This window comes from Salinibacterium sp. TMP30, from assembly GCF_038397785.1.
Taxonomy (GTDB): domain Bacteria; phylum Actinomycetota; class Actinomycetes; order Actinomycetales; family Microbacteriaceae; genus Rhodoglobus.
Window position 1 is genome coordinate 804,864 of the sequence record NZ_CP151642.1, and the last position, 23,011, is coordinate 827,874.

The window sequence follows — 23,011 nt, forward strand, 5'->3', positions numbered from 1 at the left end:
ACCTCAACTAGAATCGCATATCGGCCTAAGCAAAGCAATGGTTTTTCAGCGATTTAACGGGGAGCGAATGGTAGACGAACTTGTCCCAGATGAAAAACCGAGCCGGAGGCATCCATATTTGGTTGTCCTTGCTCTCGTAATCTTTCTGGAGAGTGCCCTACTTTTTGTGGCCCTCGGCTATCTGATTTTTGAGTTGGGAAGTGAGACTCCGCAGTCGTATCCGAGCGCGATCGCGTTGACGGTTCTCACGGCATTGGCGGCTATGTGGGTGGCGGTGATCGGCATTGGCGTGCTGCGACGCCAGTCGTGGATTCGTGGTGCAGCTGTGGTCTGGCAGGTGCTGCAGATCTCCGTGGCTATTGGCAGTTTTCAGGGCGTATTTGCGCGACCCGACATCGGATGGCTCTTGCTCATGCCCTCGATAGTCGTGCTCGTGTTGTTGTTTACGAAACCGGTATTGCTTCACACCGCACGGCCTCAGGGCTAAAGCCGACGGCGATCACTGACGGTCGCGCGCCGCCCGCTCAGGGATTGCAGAAGTTGCACCACTGCGGCGAAGCGCGTTTCACCGAGCGTGCAACTCGCGTGCGATACGTGCATTTTCCGCATCCATGGATGTCTGCGGCGATGATGTTGGTTGCGGTTCCGCAGCTTTCGCAGGGAACGCCGTATTCCACGTCGACCTGCCCAAAACCGGGAGTGAGACACAGTGGGCACTCTGTTGCGAGCCGGTGAGCCATTTGTTCGCACAGAGTGCGGATAACGGCCGCTCGCGAAGGACAGTGATGTGCTCGGTAGTCGGGCATTATTGACACGGAGTCGTTCGCTTCACGGAACACCTTCTCGCCGATGCTTAGCAGCGTTTCGCGGTCATCGATATTTTTGAACGACGTCGCTACACCGTTGTGCCCGGTTTGAAGGATTACCCGCTGTTCGGGGAAACCAATGGCGGTGGCGTAGTGGAGTGCGTCGTTGAGGTGTCGAACGGTGCGTCCTGCCAGCAAGGGGGAGATGATGATGCTTCCTTCGACAAGCTCCAACCCCAGGATGTCGTCTACGAATACGAGCACCTCAATATTCTCAACTATTGTTCCGAACCCAGTGCTGAAGGTGCCCTCTGATGCGAGCCCGTAGTGGGTTTGCTCTAGCTCCATCCCTCGTCGAGCTTTGGCTAGCGCTGTGCTGCGGGGACTGGCTGTGCGGGGAATTTCTCCCGAAAAGGTGCCAAACAGATCGGTGTTGAGCTGTTGGGCAGCGACGATGTTGGCGCCGAGCACATCCGCAAAGGCGTGGCGTGCCAGCACTTCCTTTCCATGCATGGTGGCAAATGTGATGGGTTGGTTCTGATATCTGCCTTGCGGCGGCGTCACTTGAAATACTCGGGTCGGCTGACGTAGGTTTCAGCAACGAACATGACGCCACTCGTCGAATCGAGCATTGCTCTGACTGCCTCAACCAATTGTTCGGCTTTGGCCTGGGGAAGCACAGTGATGATCATGGTCAAGGTGTCGTACTCGTTGAAGAGCAGATCTCCGGAGCGTTGGCCATGATGCCCGATTCCTGAAACGCCCGATACGGAGGTGTAGCCGGTCGCTCCAGCGGACGCAATGAGTTCACGCAGATCGGGTGCTTGACGCGCCGGAACGATGATTTCTATTCGAGTCATCTTGGTGAGGCCGTTCATGAGTGTGGTCCTTCCATTGTGGTTGTGTGTTTTTTCCATCCGACCGACGTGTGCCGGTACCAGGGAGCGTCTGAGTCTTCACGCGCGGTCAGCGTGATCCAATCGTTGTCCAAAAGATCGCGCAGGACTTGGTTGCGGGAAACAATCCGACCGACTTTTGTGAGGGGAGCCTGCACGAGTACGGCAAGTCGCAGCGGTTCATGGAACGCGTGTTTACCGACACCGACAGACTGCCAGGGGAGGCCGCGGCGCAGGTCACCTTCGTGGCCGGAAAGGACTCCGGTTACTCCGATCGCGTTGTGAATCGTCTTGGTTCCCGCACCCAGCGTTTCGGGGTTGAGGGTGGAGAAGTAGTACTGGTGATTGATCCATTGAGCGACGACCATCGGTGCGGTCAGGATAGTTTCCAGCGCCAAGTCGCTCTCATCCAGCTCCGGCCGATAGGAGTGCAGGAAAACTCGACGTTTGAGGTCGACGCCGCGGGTCATTTCGCGTGGGCCGATAATCATGGCGGCGTTCCCGGCCAATCCGAGCTCTGGATAGACCTCGGACCAGTCGTGCGCTCGACGCCGGATGCTCGCGGGCTTTGATCGTGTGTTGGAACCAGGGAGATCTCGAGCCCGCTCCTGAAGCAGTTGGTCGGCTGCACACCGTTGGAGCAATCGGAAGTCGCGCACCCGCTCACTGTGGCTCTCGGGAATGAGGGAACTATCGAGAACCGTGATTGCATCGGTCACCGTGTTGTGTTCGGCTGCAACGAAGACGCAGTCTTCCGGAATCGCGATTCCGCGGCGCTGAAGAAGGGTTCGAACTTCCTGATCATTGAATAGTGCAACGGCGGCACGCGCATTGGCCGCTCCCGGATTGCCCCCACAGGCACCGCAGTCGAGCGCAGACTGATACAGGTTGTTCATTGACTCGGAGGTGTGTCCGGTGATCACGATGAGCGGTGCAAAGTAGGTGAGCCCCATCATCCGGATCGCAGTTTCGGCAAGCGACACACGTTCCTCGAGCGTGAACGCATCTGCGACGGTGACTGTGCTCTCGAGCGCGGGGATCTGTTGGGAGGCGAATTCGTTGAGTCGCCCGGTGAGAGCGGGCGCGAACGTGCGCAGGATGCTCCCTGCTCCGTAGAACCATCCCGCGATCTCGGCAAGCGCGAATGGGGTTGTAGTGTTCGTGTCGGCAGCGTGCAGTGCCCTGCGCAGCGCGTTCCGCCGTCGCCGTGACCGCATATTCTTCGCAGCGTTTTCGGGAGTGAATGGCCGCTCTGTGACGTGATGGCGTGGCTCAAGCAGCGCGGGCAATGAGTTGATCGCACCCCGAGCTTGGTACTGGGAGAAGCGAATGGGGATGCCAAAAAACCCCGCGAACCCGACTGTTTCAACGGAAGTGTCTGACTCAAGGTGACGGCGCATTCCTTCAGACCTCGGATCGATGCACATCACTACCTGAACCTGAGCGCTATCGTGAGCTGGTGCACTCGGAACGAGCGACGTGATGAGTGAGTTGCGGTAGTTGAGTTCGTAGGCCTTCTGCCACGTGAACGGATGCTCACGAGTGCCGTGTGCCGCCAGTACACGAGCAACCATTGCGACATCGTGGCTGTGTGCGGTATCGCCGGTGACGCTATCCGCCACTCGACGCGCGCGAGCCCACACGCTCTCGTCACGTTGCGAGGGAGTGTTGTTCTCTTTAACAGAACGCGGCGGAAGGTCAAGGATCATACGGAGGCTCAGGCGCACGGCTAGGTAGCTGGTCAAATCGATGTCGCCATGTTTAGCTGCACGCCATTTGATGTGGGCAACCCAGCCCGGCAAGGATGTGAGCTCCCGTCGCAGCGTTGGCGTAGTCTCGTCACTTGCCACGGCGAAGTGTTTGAGGGCGTGCGCGAGAGCGCTATCTGGTTGGTCGAGAAGATCGGTGATTTTTCTGCGTGCCCGCTGCGGCAAAGATCGGTCGAACCGTGCCAGCCGCTTCCAGGACCGATAGAAACCTTCCTCACGGTGTGGCATCGGCCAGAGCGGATCCCGAATGAGGTAGGCGGCGACCCACGCTGACACGCGGGCATCGACCGGGTCGATTGTCAACTCAGTCTCCGGTGAGCTCTCGCTCGGGGGAGAGAGTTGCATGTCGAGTGCGGCGAGGCCCACTACCGGCACGTTGTATGCGCCGATTGTGGTGCGTCCTGCGAGTTCGGGGACCCTCTCCAAGAGTGCCAGCTCCACATCTTCCGGACGAATGCGTCCTCTCTCGAGGTCAGCTAAATACGCGTTGATAGTGCGGGTCGTGGTGGAGCCGGCCAGTTCGGCGGAGTCGAAGGGGATAGCTTCTTGGCCGGCCAGAGGGTTGATGGCGATGAAGGACTCGAGCGGCCACGATGGCACGACCTCATGGGCCGCTGACGCTACGTTGGCGCGGAGAATTAAGCTCATCAGATTAGTCCTTTCGACAGGGAGCTTCGCGAGATTGTTGCCGAGAGTGACCGGGTATATACCAACTCGCGAAGGGTGGAGTTTCTCGTTCGAGCTCGCGCCAGAACTTCAACGCCGATGAGTCCGACCGCGGGAATAATGAGGAGCCAGGAAGGTGCTCCGATGCCGCTGTTAGCGACGTCGAGCACTAGGCCGAACAGGTGAATGGCAACCGTGTATCCAAAAGATACCGCGGAGGTGACTACGATTCCGAGGGTGAGGCTCTGGAGCGAGAAGTGGGTCAACAATCCGGCTCCGAGCGTGACACCAAGAGTCAGCGCGACGAACACGAAGAGACCAAGTTCAGCATCCGTGATGTTGGGAGCGAACATCGTTTTAGCTGCGATGAGGGATGCGACGGGCGCCAGGACCGCCACAGCCGTTGAGGCCACAACGACTACGCGACTGGTGGGCACCGTGACGGGAAGGTTGCGGTCAATGGTGTGTTCCCGCATGCCGGTGCCAGCGCTGAGGAAGAGTGTCGATTTGAAGAGCGAGTGAGCGACGAGGTGGAAGATTGCCGCGGCGTATAGGCCCAGACCGCAGGTCATTATCATGAAACCCATCTGGGCCATGGTGGAGAACACAAGCCGGCCTTTGACATCGGGTCGCACGAGCCGTACCGCGGAGGCGTAGACCACGGTGGCTGATCCGGCAAGGAAGATCACGATCATCACGGATTGATGCAGGCTCACTGTTTCGGAGAACCGCAATAGCAGGATTGCGCCGGCGTTGACGACCCCAGCGTGCATCAACGCAGACACCGGTGTGGGTGCGGCAAGGGTAAAAGGTAGCCAGCCGTGAAAAGGGATCTGACTTGAGCGGGCGAGAGCGCTCACGACGAGCAACGCTGCCACAAGGAACTGCAGGGGCAGTGGCATCTCGATAACCTGCGAGGCTACTTCGTTGAGTGGCACGTCTCCTCCTGCGGCGACGAGCACGATTGCCAGGCCGATCAGCAGTCCCGAATCGGCAATCCCGAATCGCAGTGCTGTGCGGCGAATTCCGTCTTGTGCCTGGTTCAATTGGCGGTAGGTCGCGAGAAGTGCCACAAGGGCGGCTCCTGCTCCAATCCATGCGACGACGAAAGCTGTCACAGTCGCTGCGCACACCAGGAAAATAGTGAACCCAGTGACGATGTTGGTGCACAGGATGAACCAGGTTTGCCGCGCGTCTCCGCGAAGGTAACGGAGCGCGAAGACTTGGATGAGCATGCTGAGACCGAGCACCAGCAGCGCCATGATGAGGGCTAGGGGATCCCATTGCAGCGCGCCAAATTCGATCGTACGGGTGTCCGCGCTCGTTGTGCTGCTGAAGATACTGAGCAAAGCGACAGCGAGCAGCCCCACCCCAGTGATCGCGCTTGCCGACACTCCCACGGTGTGTGGGGTCAGCTTGGCCCGTGACAGAACTCCCGCAACAACTGCTGCTAACCACGGTGACACCATGGCGGCGCCCAGAATTACAACGTCCACTCCACACCCTCACTGTTGGCGAAAACTAATACGCGAAAAACGTAGCACACGTTATAAGTCCTGAATTGCAAGTGGTGCTAATTTTTTCGTCTGAGGTATGGTTGGGGCATGGCAAAATGGACGTTCCTCACCAACCACGCGCATGTCCTCATGTGTGTGTCGGAGAACCCCAATGCACTGCTTCGGGATGTCGCCACTCAGGTGGGAATCACTGAGCGCGCAGCGCAGCGAATCGTCACGGAGCTTGAAGAAGCTGGGTACCTTGAGCGGCAACGTGAGGGTCGCCGAAACTCGTACCGACTCAATACGTCGATGCCCTTGAGGCATCCGCTCGACACGGACTATCGCGTGGGGGAGCTGCTGGCGATGTTTGCTAAAGGTAAGGCTGAATAGTTCTGTTGTGGATCCGCCTGAGCGGAGTCGGGAGCGACGTCGTTTGCGCGAATCATCGCCCCCGCGCCATCAGCGGTTAATCGAGCCCAAGCTTTTTGCGCAGTGACGTGACATGCCCTGTGGCCTTCACCGCATACAAAGGCAGTGAAATGCTGCCGTCCTCGCCAATGACGAAGGTGGAGCGGATGACGCCAACAACCTGCTTGCCGTACAAGTTCTTTTCGCCCCACGTTCCATATGCTTCGTGCACTTCGTGGTTGGGGTCGCTGAGGAGCGGGAAAGTAAGGCCCTCTTTGTCCCGGAATTTGGACAGCTTCTCGGGAGTATCGCGAGAAACACCCAGCACGGCATAACCCTCAGACTGCAGGGCGCCAAGCTGATCTCGGAAGTCACACGCCTGTGTCGTGCATCCGGGAGTCATCGCTGCTGGGTAGAAATAGAGAATCACCTTCGTGCCAGAAAAGTCGCTTAACGACACCAGATTTCCGTCGTGATCAGGCAAAGAAAAGCCTGGTGCCGGGGTGCCTGCAGCAAGTCGAGTTGATTCCGTAGTCATTGTGCTCCTTGGTCGCTTTAACTCATGGTAACGTTGATCCTCGGTTGCCCGAGAGGTCAACCGCGCCAAGCACCTCTAGCTCAATTGGCAGAGCAACTGACTCTTAATCAGTGGGTTCCGGGTTCAAGTCCCGGGGGGTGTACAAATTCGAAAAGCCTCACAATCACAAAGATTTGGAAGCTTTTTGTGTCTTTCTCGCGCAGCGTGCCTGCTCTACCTGAGTGTGCAAGCTAGCTATCAACCCCCGCGGCGCACGATCGGCCTTGCGACGAACACCAGAGCCTTTGTGGGTCTGCGGTTAGTCTAGGCGTGACGACGTGCGTCTTCGCGAAGCTCGTTCTCTGACAGTACACATTCTCTTACGGTACCTAGAGGAGCGCTAAAAATGGATACCGCAGTTCCGCAACCGGTAATCGACGGGTCGAAGGCAAGGGTCACTAGGTGGGATCTCGCCCCAGGGGCAGAGACCGGCCATCATCGACACGAGCTTGACTACATCGTGATAGCGATCACGGACGGTGCGCTTCTTCAGAAGAGTGAAGATGCGGAGGTCTCGGTGCCGTTGTCACCGGGCAGCGCTTACTTTCGGGAAGCTGGCGTGGAGCACAACGTTTCCAATCAAGGCGACAAGACCGTGACGTTCGTCGAGGTGGAACTCCATGATGCGACATGACTGAAGTTGCAGTGATTGGTCCAATCTCGGTTTTGTGATCCGGGCCCCTCTCTGGTTCACCTGAGGCAGCTTGCGGGCACGCGATCTGCGGCGTGAACTCAGACGAGTTTGTCTACTGCCCCCTGCATGGGGGACATGCTATTTTGTGGTCAGCACTTGACCGACCCGAATCGGTTACCCCGACGGTGCTGAAGAAGGTGATGCCCGAATCTCACCCCAGCGGCGCGTTTTACCCCCGTGAATGCGCTCGCACTCCCCATCGTGCGCCAATGGTGATCACGATTCTGCAGCTGCGTGCCGATGCGCCGAAAACGCAATCCCCCTGCAGAAAGCTGCCCATCATGTTCATGAAGAAACTGCTGGCGACGGTAGCCAGTATCGCCCTCACCGGTGGCGCACTCCTCGGAGTCTCCGCCCCCGCATTCGCCGATGAGGCTAGTGCACCCCCCAGCGCTCCCAACGTGTCCGCTCCGGGCGTGTCCGCTCTCGACGCAGAGAGCGTCGCCCCCACACCCGAACCCGCACAACAATCCACTTCCAGTGTCGCGGTCGCCAACGCTCCCGCGCCGGTCGCGAAAAAGTCTGCTCCTGTCGTTGACGCGCCGGCAACTGAAGTCGAAGCACCCGCATCCCCATCTCGCTCAACCACGAACACGGAAAAGAAGGTGTGGGTGTGCAAGTTTGTCTCAAGCGATAATTCACCCTCCGGCTACCGACTCAAGGACGGCGAACAACCGATCCATGTGAGCATCAACGCCCTTGGCGACGATGTTAACGACAGCGGAGACTTCAATGACAGCCAGCCGTCATTCGTCGTTCCCGATGACGATGCGAGCCTGTGTTCGTCTACTGAAGTAACTGTTGACGAAGAAGTCGAGTGCCCGACATACCAGTATGGCGGACGGGTCTACATGACGACCGCGACGAAGTGGTTCTACGGTGCGACTCAGGTTGACTTCACGATCACGCAGGGTACTCGTGCTCTCTCAGTAGGGGAGCGTGTAGCTTGTGACCCGCCCGAGGAGGTGTTTGTGTGCCAGTTTGTGGCGAGCGAGGATCATCCCAGTGGCTGGGTACTGACGCCGGGCGACCAGCCGGTTCTCACCCTGCGGAGCGAGCTCGGCGATGATGTCAACGACACCGGCGACTACGACATCAACCAGACATCCTTTATCGTCGCAAGTGACGACAGCGATTTGTGTACCTCGAATCTGGTGGAACGTTCCACCGAGGTGATCTGTGCCACCGTGAGCGCTGACGGGCGCGCAATCGTCACTACGGTGAGCAGCGTCTTCTATGGAACGGTCAAGGTCACAGAGACTAGGGCTGAGGAAGTTCGTGGGCTGACCGAGCGCGAGCTGCGCGACTGCTCGCCGGTGGAACTAGCCAAAGCAACCGCAGAAGTGTCACTAATTGACGCATCCTGTAATGCTCCTCAGCAACTCATCCTCGGTGCCATCTCTAATGCCACGTGGGGGGCGGTGACCGACCCTGTGGGCCCTCAGGACTACCGCGTGACGGCGACAGCGAATCCTGGAGCTGAGTTCACCAGCGGTGGTCCCGCACTGATAGTCGCGGCCGGCACAACAACCCTCACGTTTGCCGGAACACTCAACCCACAACTGGATCCGGCGGATCCCGCGTGTGATCTGGAGACCCTGGGCCTTGTCATGCCCGCGGTCACCTTCAGCCAGACCAGTTGCAATGTAGCCGGAAGCTACCGGCTCGGTGTTGCTCCTGGCTATGACCCCGCACTCGTCACGTTTACGGTGAACGGTGTTGCTGGGATCGTTGCTGGCACCTACACGGTCGCGGGCCCGGGATCGGTTGAAGTAACCGTCCAGGTGGTAGATCCGAATGGACTCGAGTTTGATTGGGTTGATCCGCCAGCGTTCGCTTTCGTAGTTCCCGAGGGCACCGCGTGCGACCCTGATCTGCCGACGCTTGCTCTGGGGCTACCAACCCTTGCCCTAGGGCTGCCGACACTCGCTTTCACCGGAAGCGGGGGAGCTGGGCCTCTCTGGTGGCTAGTGCCATCGGGGATGATCTTGCTCGGTGCCGCTGCCGTCTACGTGCGACGCCGATTGGATGCCGTGAGCTAGACGTCCACTAACAAGTTGTGGCCCCGCTGCTCGCAAGCGACGGGGCCACAACTATGCGCGAGGCGTGCGGGCTAAAGCCCGCACGAGCGAAGTAATTTCACGGCAGCCAAGGCATCGGGTCGACGCGTGTTTCGAATACGTAGACCTCGAAGTGAAGGTGCGGGAACGTGGAATAGCCGGTGTTGCCAACGGAACCCAAGAACTGGCCGGCAGCAACCCACTGGCCGGCGACAACAGCCTGTGAGCCTTCGATCATGTGGGCGTACAAGGTTTTCACTCCGCCGCCGTGATCGACAATAACGTGACGACCCCAGCCGCCACCGAAGGTGACGCTCTCGACCGTGCCAGCAGAGGCCGCAACAATTGCCGAAGCTTCTGGGGCCATGATATCGATGCCGCCATGGAACTCGGTGCCGCGGTAGCCGAAGAGGTCTTTGATGGGGCCGTTAGCAGGGGTGATGTCGAGGGAGCCAGTTGGCCCCGAGGCGGTGATAATGACTTCTTGCCGAACCTGTTCGACCGCAAACGTGTCGCGAACGATGGGTGCGGGGGCGGTGGTTGCGGGCGACGCGAACGTCTGAATGTCGTCGCGGCTGCCGGTAGCAGTGGCGACGCTGGGTGTGCTTGCGGCGGAATTTTCGGGGCCCGCGAGTACAACTTGGTTCGCCGAGTTCGAGAAGGCTGCGGCGGGTACTGTGCCGCCAATGAGGATCGCCCCGATGGCGAGCATAGTTAACGAGCGTTTCAACAGCATTCCTTGGTTTGGGGCAGGGTGCGGTGCTGCGAAAGCGACAACAATCTGGTGTTGGCTCGGCGGCCACTAGGGTGAGCGCTCGAGAGCCAGATTGGTTCGCACTGCAGCACACTGGCCGAAACCGCTTCGATGCGGTTAGACAGGCGAGTAAGTAGACGAAGTTAGCGCAGATTCCTGAGAACCACTCTCAGGAAGCCACAATTCACTCACAGTTCCCTATATCCTTTGGATGCAAACGTTCTATTTGTTAACGGAGAGGAATCCGCATGGGCACCAGTTCACGGCCAGTAATCGGGCTCACCTCGTACCTCGAACAGGCTCAAACCGGTGTCTGGGATCTCCCCGCGTCGTTCTTGCCGAAAATTTACTTCGAAGCAGTGACGGATGCCGGTGGTATCGCCGTTCTGTTGCCACCACAACCCGTAGATTCCGAGATCGCATCGTCGATCATCCAGGGGCTTGACGGCTTGATCCTGACGGGCGGCAAAGACGTTGACCCGGCCCGATACGGCCAAGAAGCGCATCCGACCACCGACGTTCCCCGCAAAGATCGCGACGCTTTCGAAGATGCGCTCGTGAGGGCGGCTATTGAGCAAAACGTTCCGTTTTTAGGAATCTGCCGCGGTGCGCAGGTGCTCAACGTGGTGCTGGGCGGAACAATTATTCAGCACCTGCCCGACGTGATCGGCTCAAGTCGCTATAGCGCGGGGGGCGGCACCTTCTTAGTGAACGATGTTGCGGTTGAACGCGACACCACACTCAGCTCCCTTCTCGGCGGCGACGACAGCGTGGCAGTGAAGTCGTACCACCACCAAGCGATCGACACACTTGCCGACGGGCTCATCGTCTCCGGACGCAGCGACGACGGCGTGATTCAGGCCGTTGAACTGCCGAGCGTCGACTTTGGGGTTGCCGTGCAGTGGCATCCAGAAGAGGATGCCAAACAAGACTTGCGTCTCTTTGACGGCGTTGTTAAGGCGGCAGCCCGCTATCGCGAGAACCGCTCGCAGCGCGCCTGACTACTTTTCGAGGTCGTACGAGTCTTGAGCCTGTTTGGCGATGGTGCCGACGGCGATCGCGATGGTGAGGCCCCAACTGATCCACATAAGGATGAGACGCCAGTCTCGCGGGCCCTGTTTGGTGGTTTGGAAGACGCTCCAGCCGCCCGCGACTGCGCTGAGGAGACTGCCGTTGAACAGGTACTTGCGCATATTTCCTCCGAGGTTGATGTCGTATAACGCTAGCGTGACATCCTGATTGCTGCCAGCGTAGCTATCTAATGGCGCGGGGAATTGCGCGTTCCTATCCTCAGCCTCAGTTGCCACCCCGCTGATAATGTCTATGCATGGAAGCTCATAAGAATTCTTCTCCTTCCGAGTACGATTTCGTCGTTGTTTCCAACCGGCTGCCGGTCGATTGCATCGTCGGTGACGACGGAGCGATCAGTTGGAAGCGCTCGCCCGGTGGACTGGTTACAGCGCTCGAGCCGGTTATGAAGGCTGCAGATGGTGCCTGGGTCGGCTGGGCGGGGCGTCCCGATTTTGAGATCGAGCCGTTCCAGCACGACGGTATTCACATTGTTCCGGTGCCGCTGAATTCTCAAGATATCGAGGAGTACTACGAGGGGTTCAGTAATGACACCCTGTGGCCGCTGTATCACGACGTGATTGCGCCACCGGCCTACCACCGCGAGTGGTGGGATGATTACGTTACGGTCAATCAGCGGTTCGCGGATGCCGCAGCCGCCATCAGTGCCGAGAGTGCTGTTGTGTGGGTGCAGGATTACCAGCTGCAGCTCGTGCCGCGCATGCTGCGAGAAAAGCGTCCCGATCTCACTATCGGTTTCTTCAATCATATTCCGTTTCCGCCATACGGGATTTTTGCCCAGTTGCCGTGGCGCACGCAGATTATAGAAGGCATGCTCGGTGCTGACGTTGTTGGGTTCCAGCGTGCGTCTGACGCTTCCAACTTTTCGTCGGCGGTTCGTCGGCTCACGAATCATCCAACGAAGAACCCGGCGATTGAGGTGACCATTGCCGGGCAATCTACGCGCCGCGTGGTTGCTAAGGCGTTCCCGATTTCAATTGACTCCCACAGCTTCGAGGAGTTGGCGCGGCAGCCTGCTATTCAGCAGCGTGCTCGCGACATTCGTAAGGGTCTCGGTAACCCGAAGACGATCATGCTCGGCGTTGATCGCCTCGACTACACGAAGGGCATCCGCCACCGTCTGAAGGCATATGGCGAGTTGTTGCGTGATGGCTTGATCGAGGTCGGCGATGTTGCGCTCATCCAGGTCGCGAGTCCGAGTCGTGGCCGCGTTGAGGCCTATATGCATTTGCGTGACGAAATCGAGCTCACGGTGGGTCGGATTAACGGTGACTACAGTACGCTGAGCCATTCCCCGATCAGTTATCTGCACCAGGGTTTTCCGCGTGAAGAGATGGTTGCGTTGTATTTGGCCGCTGATGTGCTGCTGGTGACGGCACTGCGCGATGGCATGAACTTGGTTGCGAAGGAGTATGCGGCGAGCCGTTTCGATAATGACGGTGTTCTGATTTTGAGTGAGTTTACGGGCGCCTCTGAAGAGTTGCGCAAGGCACTATTGATTAACCCGCACGACATCGATGGGGTCAAGGAGTCGATGATGCGGGCCATCAACATGCCCAAGCCTGATCGCGCGACCCGTATGCGTTCCATGCGTAAACGTGTTCTCGAGCACGATGTTGCCCGTTGGTCGAATGCCTTCCTCAAGAATTTGGCTGCTACTCGATCTGACCGTCATCGTCGCATCGCGCCGCTGGAGATGGCGGAAGAGGTTGAGTGGACCGTCGAGCGAAAGCGGGTCAAGTAGTGGTGCAGTACTCCTCGGATGCGGAGATCGCGGCGGCGATTGATGCTCTTGTCGTGGTGCCTACTTTGCTGATCGCTCTCGATTTTGATGGCACGTTGGCGCCAGAGGTTGATAACCCACTTGACGCTCGTGCGCTTCCTGAAGCCCAAGAGCAATTGATGCGGATGCTCGAACTCGCTGACACTCGTATGGCCCTTATTTCGGGGCGTGCACTCGACAGTCTCGAACATGTGGCGCACCTTCCCGGCCACGTGCTGTTCGGTGGCTCGCACGGGTTGGAATACCGGCTCGATGAGGGCGACTCAGCCCTACCAATGAGCGAAGGACATACCGCAGCGCTCATGAAACTTGACGTGCTCATGCACGAACTTGCCGCCAGCGCCGAAGGCGCGTGGGTGGAGCTGAAACCGGCGGGGCGCGCGCTGCACTTTCGAATGACAACTCCCGAAGACGCCGAACGGCTTCACGCGGAAGCTGTGGCTAGGGTCGCGGCTGAAATGCCGGGGCTGACCACTCGATTCGGCAAGAACGTTGTGGAGTTTGCGGTCCATTCCGCCACCAAGGGCGATGCGATCGACCGGTTGCGCGACTACGTGGGTGCTGACGCGATTTTCTTCGCCGGTGACGACACCACCGATGAAGATGCCATCGCCGTGCTCGGCGAGAATGACCTCGGCGTTCGAGTGGGAGATGCACCGTCAGCTGCGAGACTTCGTGTGGCGGGAACACGCGAAATTGCTGCAGTTCTGAAGGTACTCGCCGATGGGCGTGCAACCGCAGTTTCGGCCCGGAAAAACTGAAGTATCGTAACGCCCTAAACTCATAGCATGTCTGAGAGCGATTCTATTGATATCAAGCCACGTTCCCGCACAGTAACTGACGGGATCGAAGCAACAACTTCGCGCGGAATGCTTCGCGCCGTCGGTATGGGTGATGCTGACTGGGAGAAACCTCAGATCGGTATTGCGAGTTCGTGGAATGAGATCACGCCCTGCAACCTCTCACTCGACCGTCTCGCCCAAGCAGCGAAAGAGGGCGTTCATGCTGGTGGTGGTTATCCGCTGCAGTTCGGCACCATCAGCGTCTCTGACGGCATCTCGATGGGTCACGAGGGAATGCACTTCTCGCTCGTTAGTCGCGAAGTCATTGCCGACTCGGTCGAGGTCGTCATGGAGGCCGAGCGCCTCGATGGTTCGGTCACGCTCGCGGGCTGCGACAAGTCGTTGCCAGGGATGCTCATGGCTGCGGCACGCCTCGACCTCGCATCCGTCTTCCTGTATGCGGGTTCGATCGCACCGGGCTGGGTCAAGCTCAGCGACGGCACCGAAAAAGACATCACGATCATTGACTCCTTTGAAGCTGTTGGCGCTGTCAAGGCCGGCCGGATGAGCGAAGCTGATGCCAAGCGCATCGAATGTGCTTTCGCTCCGGGCGAGGGAGCCTGCGGCGGCATGTATACGGCCAACACGATGGCGAGCGTTGCGGAAGCGATGGGTATGAGCCTTCCCGGCTCCGCAAGCCCCGCATCCGCCGACCGCCGCCGCGACTACTTTGCGCACCGCTCCGGCGAGGCCGTCGTCAACCTGCTGCGCAAGGGAATCACCGCGCGAGACATCATGACCAAGAAGGCGTTTGAGAACGCGATCACTATTGCGATGGCTCTCGGTGGCTCAACAAACGTTGTGCTCCATATTTTGGCAATCGCTAATGAGGCTGAGGTCGAGATCACCCTTGACGACTTCAACCGCATCGGTGACAAGGTTCCCCATTTGGGAGACCTCAAGCCTTTCGGCCAGTACGTCATGAATGATGTCGATCGTCACGGCGGGCTACCGGTGCTGATGAAGGCGCTCATGGATGAGGGGCTCATCCATGGTGATGCGCTAACAGTGACGGGCAAAACTGTTGCCGAGAACTTCGCCGAGATGGACATTGACCCGCTCGATGGCGAAGTTCTTCGAAAGTTTGACAACCCCATCCACCCCACCGGTGGTCTCACGATTCTGACCGGTTCGTTGGCGCCCGAAGGTTCTGTTGTGAAGACGGCAGGCTTTGATCGCGCCGAGTTTGAGGGCCCTGCTCGTGTGTTTGAGCGTGAGCGTGAAGCGTTGGATGCTCTTACCGCCGGCACCATCGAGGCCGGCTCTGTTGTGGTTATCCGGTTCGAGGGCCCCAAGGGTGGGCCGGGTATGCGCGAGATGCTCGCGATCACGGCGGCCATCAAGGGCGCTGGACTCGGAAAAGATGTACTACTCTTAACGGACGGACGATTCTCAGGCGGCACAACCGGACTGTGCATCGGCCACATAGCTCCCGAAGCAGTAGACGCAGGTCCTATTGCATTCGTGCGCGATGGTGATCTGATACGGGTCGATATCGCAGCTCGCTCGCTCGATTTACTTGTCGACTCCGCTGAGCTCGAAGCCCGCCGAAAAGGCTGGGCCCCCCTACCTCCGCGTTACACGCGAGGCGTTCTTGCCAAGTATTCGAAGCTTGTGCAGTCCGCTGCCCGCGGCGCGGTAACCAGTTAGCGCCACGCTCACCAGTGAAATTTAAAGGATTTGTACATGTCCTCTGACCCCGTACCGCGGCCCAAGAGCACGACGCCGGAAATTTTGACCGGTTCTGGTGCGATTCTTCGCAGTTTGGAAAAGCTGGGGGTGAAGGACGTCTTCGGCTTGCCCGGAGGCGCAATCATGCCCTTCTACGACGAACTGATGGCATCCACGGCTATTCGTCACATTTTGGTCCGCCACGAGCAGGGCGCTGGGCACGCCGCTGAGGGCTACGCTTCGTCGTCGGGAAAACTTGGCGTGTGTATTGCAACGTCCGGTCCGGGCGCGACTAACCTCGTCACAGCAATTGCGGATGCCCACATGGACTCGGTGCCGCTACTCGCGATCACCGGTCAGGTGTTTTCGACCTCGATGGGAACCGATGCATTCCAAGAGGTAGATATCTCGGGCATCACGATGCCGATCACGAAGCACTCGTTCCTCGTCACAAAGCCGGAAGACATTCCGGCGACACTGGCCGCGGCGTACCACATTGCAACGACGGGTCGCCCTGGTCCGGTGCTGGTAGACGTCACGAAAGACTGCCAGCAGGCATCCGCACCGTTCATTTGGCCACCCAAGGTTGATCTGCCCGGGTACCGCCCCATCACGAAGGCACACGGCAAGCAGGTTCAGGCTGCGGCTCACATGCTGGCCGCGGCCGAACGCCCTGTCTTCTATGTGGGCGGCGGCGTCATACGCTCAGGCGCAGCCGCGGAGCTGTTGGAGCTCGCGACTCTCGTGGGGGCGCCCATCGTGACAACGCTGATGGCTCGCGGTGCGTTCCCTGACTCGAACGATTTGAACCTGGGGATGCCGGGAATGCACGGCACGGTGCCCGCTGTTCTCGCCTTCCAAGAATCTGACCTTCTTATCGCACTCGGTGCTCGTTTCGATGACCGCGTTACGGGCAAGGCGAGCGAATTCGCGCCTCTCGCCAAGGTTGTCCACGTCGACATCGATCCCGCCGAGATTGGCAAGATTCGTGCGGCAGAGGTGCCCATCGTTGGCGATGCTAAAGACGTAATCGTCGACCTGATTGCTGCCTTCACCGACGCGAGCAAGACAACGAAGCCTGACTACAGCGCCTGGTGGGAGCGGCTCAATTCTCTGCGCAATCAGTTCCCGCTCGGGTTCACCGAACCCGATGACGGACTGCTGTCACCGCAGTATGTGATCCAACGCATCGGTGAAATCACTGGCCCGGAGGGCATCTTTGCCGCCGGCGTTGGGCAGCACCAGATGTGGGCTGCGCAGTTCATCAAGTATGAGCGCCCCAACGCGTGGCTCAACTCGGGTGGTGCCGGCACCATGGGGTACGGTCTTCCGGCGGCCATGGGCGCCAAGGTCGCAAACCCTGAGCGCGATGTGTGGGCGATTGATGGCGATGGATGCTTCCAGATGACCAATCAAGAATTGGCCACGTGCACGATCAACAAGATCCCCATCAAGGTCGCGATCATCAACAACTCGAGCCTCGGCATGGTTCGCCAGTGGCAGACCCTGTTCTATGACGGACGCCACTCGTTCACCGATCTCAACACCGGGCACGATACCGAGATGATCCCCGATTTCGTGAAGCTGGGGGAGGCCTATGGCTGCCTCGCTATCCGCGTCACAAAGAAAGAAGAGATTGATCCGGCCATTAAGCTCGCGCTTGAGACCAACGATCGCCCCGTCGTGATCGACTTCGTGGTGAGTCGAGATGCGATGGTGTGGCCGATGGTGCCCCAGGGCGTCGGAAATTCGAGCGTGCAGTACGCCCGCGACCACGCCCCAGAGTGGGAAGAGGAGTAGAGCGATGAGTCACGTACTTTCTCTGCTGGTAGAAGACAAACCAGGTCTGCTCACTCGCGTCGCAGGGTTGTTTGCGCGGCGCGGGTTCAACATCCAATCGCTGGCTGTGGGCTCAAGCGAGATCGAAGGCCTTTCGCGCATCACCGTTGTGGTGGATGTCGAAGAGCTGCCGCTCGAGCAGGTCACCAAGCAGCTCAACAAGCTCATCAACGTCATCAAGATCGTCGAGCTTGACCCCGCGCAGTCGGTTACGCGCGAACACCTTCTGATCAAGGTGCGCGTCGATAACACGACGCGTTCACAGATTCTCGAAGCGGTAAACCTGTTCCGGGCCCGCGTGGTTGATGTTGCATCTGATGCGCTCATCATCGAAACCACCGGTGACTCGGGCAAGATTCAGGCACTCCTCAGAGTGCTCGAACCCTATGGGATCAAAGAAATTGCTCAGAGTGGACTGCTGGCCATGGGCCGGGGTTCGAAGAGCATCACTGACCGAGTTTTCAAGAACTAACAGAACCAACAACTAAGGAGAATCACTACTGTGACCGAGATCTTTTACGACGATAACGCTGACCTCGCGCTCATCCAGGGCAAAAAGGTTGCTGTCATTGGTTATGGCTCGCAAGGCCACGCCCACGCACTGAACCTGCGTGACTCCGGCGTTCAGGTCAAAGTTGGCCTGAAGGAGGGTTCGAAGAGCATTGCTAAGGCGAAGGATGCTGGCTTCGAGGTGCTCACCAGCGCCGAAGCCGCCAAGTGGGCTGACGTTGTTGTGATCCTTGCTCCTGACCAGCACCAGCGCGGCCTCTATGCCGACGACATCAAAGACAACCTTGCGGCTGGCGACACCCTCGTCTTCGGGCACGGGTTCAACATCCGCTTTGGATACATCGAAGCGCCTTCTGACGTTGACGTCATCCTCGTAGCCCCTAAGGGCCCGGGCCACACGGTTCGTCGCGAATACGAAGCAGGCCGCGGCGTTCCCGTGATCGTTGCTGTCGAAAACGATGCCAGTGGTCACGCCTGGGACCTCGCCTGGTCGTACTCCAAGGCCATCGGAGGCCTGCGCGCCGGTGGAATCAAGACCACCTTCACTGAAGAGACCGAAACCGACCTGTTCGGTGAGCAGGCTGTTCTCTGTGGTGGCACCTCTCAGCTCGTTCAGTACGGCTTCGAGACCCTCATTGAGGCTGGCTACCAGCCCCAGATCGCCTACTTTGAGGTTCTTCACGAGCTCAAGCTCATCGTTGACCTCATGTGGGAGGGCGGCATCGCCAAGCAGCGGTGGAGCGTCTCTGACACCGCCGAGTACGGCGATTACGTTTCGGGCCCCCGCGTCATCGATGAGTCGGTCAAGGAAAATATGAAGGCTGTTCTCGCGGACATCCAATCGGGTGCCTTTGCAGACCGCTTCATCAAGGATCAGGATGCCGGCGGGCCAGAGTTCCTCGCCCTGCGCGAAAAGGGACAGAACCACCCCATCGAAGCAACCGGCAAGGAGCTGCGTGCTCTCTTCGCTTGGAAGCAGCAAGACTCCGACTACACCGATGGTTCAGCCGCGCGCTAACTTTCGCTAGTCGCTACCTCTGGCTAGACGCCATGACGGCCGTTCCGCTACTGCGGGGCGGCCGTTGTGCGTGGGCGCTCACTGAGTCATTGGGGTGGAAGTGTTGCGCCACGGTCGGGCCAGCGCAACGTCGGCTCTGCTTTGGGCGCAGGGCCGGGGGTTCCTGTACCCACCCAGATTGAGATCGCCAATAATTGTTCGAGGCGCGAACCAATAAATGCGGCAGCGACGAGTGGCGCATACAGGGCGCCCAAGTAGCTTGCGGCGAGAACAAGACCCATGTTCTTACCCCACGCCAGCGCAGCAATCGCGGGAACCACCCCGAGGAGAAGCCAGAGTGGATGCGCGATTATCCCCAGCACGACGGCAGCGATAATTGCAAGCACCCCAATGCTGAGTTGCGCGATGACCGCGATGGCGAGTGCCCCGGCATAACGGGCGTAGCGTTCCATACCCACTGACGCCCACATCACGCGAGCCCGCAGCTGGTGCACTCCACTGTCGATGAGCGAGACCCGAAAGTCCTCGTCAGCGGTTCGTCTCAGTTCGAGGCGCTCGTCTGCGGGGGCGAGCCGAGCATCCTGGGTGAGAGAATCGTGCAGAATCGCGGGCAAGGTTTGTTTGCCGAAGCTGGCGATCAGTCCCCAGAGGAACGGAGGTACTGAGGCGAAATCGGTGCTATTTCCTTTGCCAGGGGGCAAGGCGAGGTTGTGCGCGGGAATCGTGAGCACGCGGTCGTTGTCGCGAGGGTCACGCCAACAGAATGATTCAGCAACCTGAAAGTCTCGACCCAGTCGGTACAGGAGAGGTAAGCGTCGTAGTTCGTTTCCGTTGTGGTCGGTGAACGGCATCGTGAACTCCCTCATCAATCCGGCGTCTGCAGACTAGTCTGTCGGAGTGACGATGAACGCGCAGCGACGCTCCCCACAGCTCACATCTGCAGACGCCGCGTCCCCCGGGCCCACCTTCGACGGCGGCACCGCATTGCGCGTGTTTGGCCTGCTTCGCCTTGTGGCAGCAGCGTTGGTCTTTGCCAGCATCGCCACCCAGATTGTGGATGAGTCGATCCATAATGACTTCATCGCTGAGGAGTACTTCAGCTACTTCACAATCCAGTCGAGCCTGATCAACGTCGTAATACTTGCGCTGAGCGGGCTGGTGGCGTGGCGCCGTGAACGCGAATCGACGCTACTGGCGGTGCTGCGAGCATCCGTCGTCTCATATGCGGTAGTCACAGCGGTCGTATATAACGTGTTGCTTCGCGGGATTCCTGACGAAGGTTATGTAGGCATTCAGTGGCCCAACGAGGTCATCCACGTGTGGGTGCCACTGTTTTTGTTTATTGATTGGCTAGTGGCACCAGCACGGCCGGTGCTCCGAAAGCGCGACGTGCGCATTGTCGTCATCTACCCGCTGGCGTGGTTGGCGTTCACGTTCATTCGCGGATCGCTCGACGGGTGGTTCCCGTACCCGTTCTTGCAGCCCAACGGTCCAGACGGATGGGGCGGAGTCGCGGTCTATGTGCTCGGCATTGCGACATTCATTATCGCAATTGCGCTCGTGCTGATTGCGATCAGTCGGTCGCGATGGGCAAACACTGATCGACTGTGGGCGTCACGCAGCAACTAGCTGGTGGGCCATTCGTCAGCTGGAGTGTAGCCGCAGAGATGCCGATAGTCCGAAAGCGCTGTGATGGGGGCGGCATCCGCGGCACGCTCATAGCGTTTTTCAGTGAACTCGCCCGTCAGGCCGTCGTAGCGGGTGACGCGGTTGAGCAGTGGTGTGCCAATCTGGGCTGCGATCTTGATCGCTTCGCTCGTCACAATTGACGCGATGACCAGCACAGCGCCCGGAAAAATACCGTGGAGCACATTTGTGTCGACCGAGCCCAGTGCGGGCGGTGTCGGGAAGAGGTCACGAAAACCTGCGCCCCGAGCAGGCCACGACACACTCGCTTCAGCGTGAAACTGGCACGCCCACCCCCACACCAACGGAATGCCGGTGATCTCTGCAGCATCCGCCGCCAAGTAGTGGGTGGGATAGTTGTCGCTGCCATCCACAACAAGGTCATAGTCGGCAAAGAGAGTCAGAGCGTTCTCGGGCGTGAGCTTCTCGTCTATCGCCACAACCTGGGTTGCGGGGCTGAGATCTGCCACCCGCTCAACAACAGAAACCACCTTCTTGTGGCCAACATCCAGCAGTCGGTGAATGTGCTGGCGGTGTAGGTTGCTGAGCTCAACCCGGTCATCATCGATCACACCTACGGTTCCGACGCCGGCTGCGGCCAGCGACGGTATGACCGTGCTGCCGACGCCACCGGCGCCAATTACTAGCACGCGTGAGCGCGCCAAATTATTTTGCGCCGTCTCGCCGAAGTGGGTTAGTGCGAGCTGGCGGCTAAACCGCTGATCCATGAATTGATTGTTCCACCGGCAGATGTTGGATTCCTCAGAAAACGGGTTCGGCAGAGCGATCTGCCCGTGAACTGGGGGTTCTGCCGCCGTGCGCCCACCGTGTGATCGTCAGTGGGGTGACCGTACGGTCGACGCTTTAACATGTCGCGGGCCGATGACCGCCGTCATAATCGCGGTGGCGATGAGCGCTGTTGCGGCAATGAGTAGGGATGCGGCGGTGGCATCAACGAATGCGGCGCGAGCTGCCACGGTGAGTGCATCCGCTGCCGGTCCCAACGCTGAAATCATGGGTGACTGTGTGAACGCGATTGACTCTTGCACCCTTTCTGCGATGTCGGCGGGCAATTGGGTCGTGGCGTCAGCGACAGACGTGCGGTAGACGGAGGTCAAGACCCCGCCGAGCACGGCGATGCCGAGAGCACTTCCCAACTCACGGGCGACGTCGTTCACCGCCGATGCGACGCCCTGCTTTTCTCGAGGCAAGGATTGCGTGATGGCGGTAGTGGATGGTGTGCCCGCTAAGCCCATTCCCGCAGCGAACACGACGAGTCCAGATACGAAGTGAAGGTAGGTGAAATCCACGGTCAGTAACGACATGATTCCGAAGCCGACTGCCATGAGGGCGAGCCCTGCGGGAACCACTTTTCGATAGCCGACGCGCGCTGCAATGGTGGGCGAGAGTCGTGCCAAGGGAACCATCGCCAGTGGCATGGGGAGCATGCAGATGGCGGCCAGGAGTGGGCTGAGATCGACCACGAATTGCAGATATTGCAGCATGGTGAAGAAGAAGCCGAACGCTGCGAAGAACTGGATCAGGATTGTGAGGCTGCCGGCTGAGAAACCGCGAAGTGCGAAGAGCCGGGGGTCGAGCAGGGGATCGGGGTGGTGTCGCTCCCAGAGCACGAACAGTACAAGCGCGACGAGGCCGACGCCGAGAATGGTATAGGGCAGTGCTTCTTCGCCCGAGGTATCGGCAATCTCGATAATTCCGTAGACGAGCGCGCTGACGGTGATTAACGAGAGGAATGCGCCGAACACATCAAACCGGCCGGTGTTAGCGTCTTTGCTTGGCGGGACGACCAGCATCGAACCAATGAGACCGAGGATGGCGAGGGTCACGTTGAGCCAAAAGAACGAATGCCATTCGAAGAACTCGAGCAGTAGCCCGGTGCCGAAGAGGCCGAGTACGGCACCGCTGCCGGCGACTCCGACCCAGACGCCGATCGCCTTCGGGCGTTCCGCATCGGGAAAACTTGTGGTGATCACCGAGAGCGTGGTTGGCATGATTCCGGCGGCACCGATCCCCATCACGGCGCGCAGGACGATGAGCGAGTTTGCGTCGGTGGTGAACGCGGCACCTGCTGCTGCGGCTCCAAAGATGATGAGGCCTACGATGAGGATGCCTTTGCGGCCGAGCCGGTCGCCGATAGCGCCTGCGGCGAGGAGTAATCCGGCGAACACCACGGTGTAGGAGTCCACGATCCAGGTCAGTTCGGTTTGAGTGGCCCCGATCTCCCGAGCGAGGCTGGGTAGTGCCACGTTGAGTCCGCTGACCGCCGAGACGACGGTCATGAGCGACAACGCCATGGTGACGAGTATTAGTCGCCGGCGCCGGGGGCTCAGTTCGGCGTGAGCACCGTGGACCTGGTGGGGCGCGCTTGTTGTGGATGGTGCAGGGGTGTTGGTCATAGTATTTCCCTCTGGTGAATTAATTCC

At 59.2% G+C, this 23,011-nt stretch carries 22 protein-coding genes and 1 tRNA gene; 13 read left to right on the plus strand and 10 right to left on the minus strand.

The genetic code is table 11. The features are described from left to right. Nucleotides 1-67 precede the first annotated feature (67 nt). The gene (locus AADH44_RS03880) at nt 68-487 is read left to right on the plus strand and encodes a hypothetical protein (protein ID WP_341954188.1); all 420 of its coding nucleotides are present in this window, start codon (nt 68-70) and stop codon (nt 485-487) included. Between the two features lie 37 nt (nt 488-524). Here AADH44_RS03880 and AADH44_RS03885 read toward each other — a convergent pair whose 3' ends face one another. From AADH44_RS03885 to AADH44_RS03900, 4 genes are read right to left on the minus strand one after another with little or no spacing between them, the layout of a single operon-like run. Then, nucleotides 525-1,319, minus strand: coding sequence for a DUF6671 family protein (locus AADH44_RS03885; protein ID WP_341954189.1), 795 nt, complete (start codon nt 1,317-1,319; stop codon nt 525-527). 47 nt (nt 1,320-1,366) lie between these two features. Next, a complete protein-coding gene (locus tag AADH44_RS03890; RefSeq protein WP_341954190.1) occupies nt 1,367-1,684 on the minus strand; it encodes a DUF190 domain-containing protein in 318 nt (105 codons plus the stop codon). Continuing rightward, nucleotides 1,681-4,119: a DUF2309 domain-containing protein gene (locus AADH44_RS03895; protein WP_341954191.1), complete on the minus strand. Its 2,439-nt coding sequence runs from the start codon at nt 4,117-4,119 to the stop codon at nt 1,681-1,683. The genes AADH44_RS03890 and AADH44_RS03895 overlap by 4 nt, the downstream gene beginning before the upstream one ends. Continuing rightward, nucleotides 4,119-5,633: a proton-conducting transporter membrane subunit gene (locus AADH44_RS03900; RefSeq protein WP_341954192.1), complete on the minus strand. Its 1,515-nt coding sequence runs from the start codon at nt 5,631-5,633 to the stop codon at nt 4,119-4,121. The genes AADH44_RS03895 and AADH44_RS03900 overlap by 1 nt, the downstream gene beginning before the upstream one ends. A gap of 108 nt (nt 5,634-5,741) precedes the next feature. Here AADH44_RS03900 and AADH44_RS03905 point away from each other — a divergent pair, with 108 nt between their 5' ends. After that, nucleotides 5,742-6,026, plus strand: a complete 285-nt coding sequence (locus AADH44_RS03905; RefSeq protein ID WP_341954193.1) for a winged helix-turn-helix domain-containing protein — start codon at nt 5,742-5,744, stop codon at nt 6,024-6,026. 76 nt (nt 6,027-6,102) lie between these two features. Here AADH44_RS03905 and bcp read toward each other — a convergent pair whose 3' ends face one another. Further along, nucleotides 6,103-6,582 (minus strand): thioredoxin-dependent thiol peroxidase, encoded by a 480-nt coding sequence (gene bcp / locus AADH44_RS03910; protein WP_341954194.1) that lies wholly within the window; start codon nt 6,580-6,582, stop codon nt 6,103-6,105. Nucleotides 6,583-6,651: 69 nt separating this feature from the next. Here bcp and AADH44_RS03915 point away from each other — a divergent pair. The 3 genes from AADH44_RS03915 (at nt 6,652) to AADH44_RS03925 (ending at nt 9,357) form a co-directional block, all read left to right on the plus strand. Next, nucleotides 6,652-6,724, plus strand: a tRNA-Lys gene (locus AADH44_RS03915). Nucleotides 6,725-6,967: 243 nt separating this feature from the next. Next, nucleotides 6,968-7,255, plus strand: a complete 288-nt coding sequence (locus tag AADH44_RS03920; RefSeq protein ID WP_341954195.1) for a cupin domain-containing protein — start codon at nt 6,968-6,970, stop codon at nt 7,253-7,255. Nucleotides 7,256-7,596: 341 nt separating this feature from the next. Further along, complete coding sequence (locus tag AADH44_RS03925; protein WP_341954196.1) at nt 7,597-9,357, plus strand: hypothetical protein; 1,761 nt, start codon at nt 7,597-7,599, stop codon at nt 9,355-9,357. Nucleotides 9,358-9,454: 97 nt separating this feature from the next. Here AADH44_RS03925 and AADH44_RS03930 read toward each other — a convergent pair whose 3' ends face one another. Continuing rightward, complete coding sequence (locus AADH44_RS03930) at nt 9,455-10,087, minus strand: M23 family metallopeptidase (RefSeq protein ID WP_341954197.1); 633 nt, start codon at nt 10,085-10,087, stop codon at nt 9,455-9,457. Nucleotides 10,088-10,377: 290 nt separating this feature from the next. Between AADH44_RS03930 and AADH44_RS03935 the strand changes: the two genes are divergently transcribed. Beyond that, nucleotides 10,378-11,130 carry a gamma-glutamyl-gamma-aminobutyrate hydrolase family protein gene (locus AADH44_RS03935; RefSeq protein ID WP_341954198.1) on the plus strand — a complete coding sequence of 251 codons (753 nt, stop codon included), beginning with the start codon at nt 10,378-10,380 and terminating at the stop codon, nt 11,128-11,130. On the opposite strand, the gene AADH44_RS03940 is transcribed toward AADH44_RS03935, so the two are convergent. Continuing rightward, nucleotides 11,131-11,436 (minus strand): hypothetical protein, encoded by a 306-nt coding sequence (locus AADH44_RS03940; protein WP_341954199.1) that lies wholly within the window; start codon nt 11,434-11,436, stop codon nt 11,131-11,133. A 20-nt stretch (nt 11,437-11,456) separates the two neighbouring features. On the opposite strand from AADH44_RS03940, the gene AADH44_RS03945 reads away from it, so the two are divergent. From AADH44_RS03945 to ilvC, 6 genes are read left to right on the plus strand one after another with little or no spacing between them, the layout of a single operon-like run. After that, the gene (locus AADH44_RS03945) at nt 11,457-12,962 is read left to right on the plus strand and encodes a trehalose-6-phosphate synthase (protein WP_341954200.1); all 1,506 of its coding nucleotides are present in this window, start codon (nt 11,457-11,459) and stop codon (nt 12,960-12,962) included. Then, the gene (gene otsB, locus AADH44_RS03950) at nt 12,932-13,762 is read left to right on the plus strand and encodes a trehalose-phosphatase (protein WP_341954201.1); all 831 of its coding nucleotides are present in this window, start codon (nt 12,932-12,934) and stop codon (nt 13,760-13,762) included. The genes AADH44_RS03945 and otsB overlap by 31 nt, the downstream gene beginning before the upstream one ends. Before the next feature lie 27 nt (nt 13,763-13,789). Then, nucleotides 13,790-15,493, plus strand: a complete 1,704-nt coding sequence (ilvD, locus tag AADH44_RS03955; protein WP_341954202.1) for a dihydroxy-acid dehydratase — start codon at nt 13,790-13,792, stop codon at nt 15,491-15,493. 36 nt (nt 15,494-15,529) lie between these two features. Then, entirely contained in the window at nt 15,530-17,314 is a 1,785-nt protein-coding gene (locus tag AADH44_RS03960) for an acetolactate synthase large subunit (protein ID WP_341954203.1), read from the plus strand. A gap of 4 nt (nt 17,315-17,318) precedes the next feature. After that, nucleotides 17,319-17,825, plus strand: a complete 507-nt coding sequence (gene ilvN / locus AADH44_RS03965) for an acetolactate synthase small subunit (protein WP_341954204.1) — start codon at nt 17,319-17,321, stop codon at nt 17,823-17,825. Nucleotides 17,826-17,855: 30 nt separating this feature from the next. Then, nucleotides 17,856-18,881, plus strand: coding sequence for a ketol-acid reductoisomerase (gene ilvC / locus AADH44_RS03970; protein WP_341954205.1), 1,026 nt, complete (start codon nt 17,856-17,858; stop codon nt 18,879-18,881). 86 nt (nt 18,882-18,967) lie between these two features. Here the strand turns inward: ilvC and AADH44_RS03975 are convergent, their stop codons facing one another. Continuing rightward, on the minus strand, nt 18,968-19,732 hold the full coding sequence (locus AADH44_RS03975) for a DUF1353 domain-containing protein (RefSeq protein WP_341954206.1): 765 nt from the start codon (nt 19,730-19,732) through the stop codon (nt 18,968-18,970). 52 nt (nt 19,733-19,784) lie between these two features. Between AADH44_RS03975 and AADH44_RS03980 the strand changes: the two genes are divergently transcribed. Further along, the gene (locus AADH44_RS03980; RefSeq protein WP_341954910.1) at nt 19,785-20,510 is read left to right on the plus strand and encodes a Pr6Pr family membrane protein; all 726 of its coding nucleotides are present in this window, start codon (nt 19,785-19,787) and stop codon (nt 20,508-20,510) included. Here AADH44_RS03980 and AADH44_RS03985 read toward each other — a convergent pair. After that, entirely contained in the window at nt 20,507-21,295 is a 789-nt protein-coding gene (locus AADH44_RS03985) for a HesA/MoeB/ThiF family protein (protein WP_341954207.1), read from the minus strand. The genes AADH44_RS03980 and AADH44_RS03985 overlap by 4 nt on opposite strands. Before the next feature lie 108 nt (nt 21,296-21,403). Further along, nucleotides 21,404-22,984: an MFS transporter gene (locus tag AADH44_RS03990; protein WP_341954208.1), complete on the minus strand. Its 1,581-nt coding sequence runs from the start codon at nt 22,982-22,984 to the stop codon at nt 21,404-21,406. Nucleotides 22,985-23,011 lie beyond the last annotated feature (27 nt).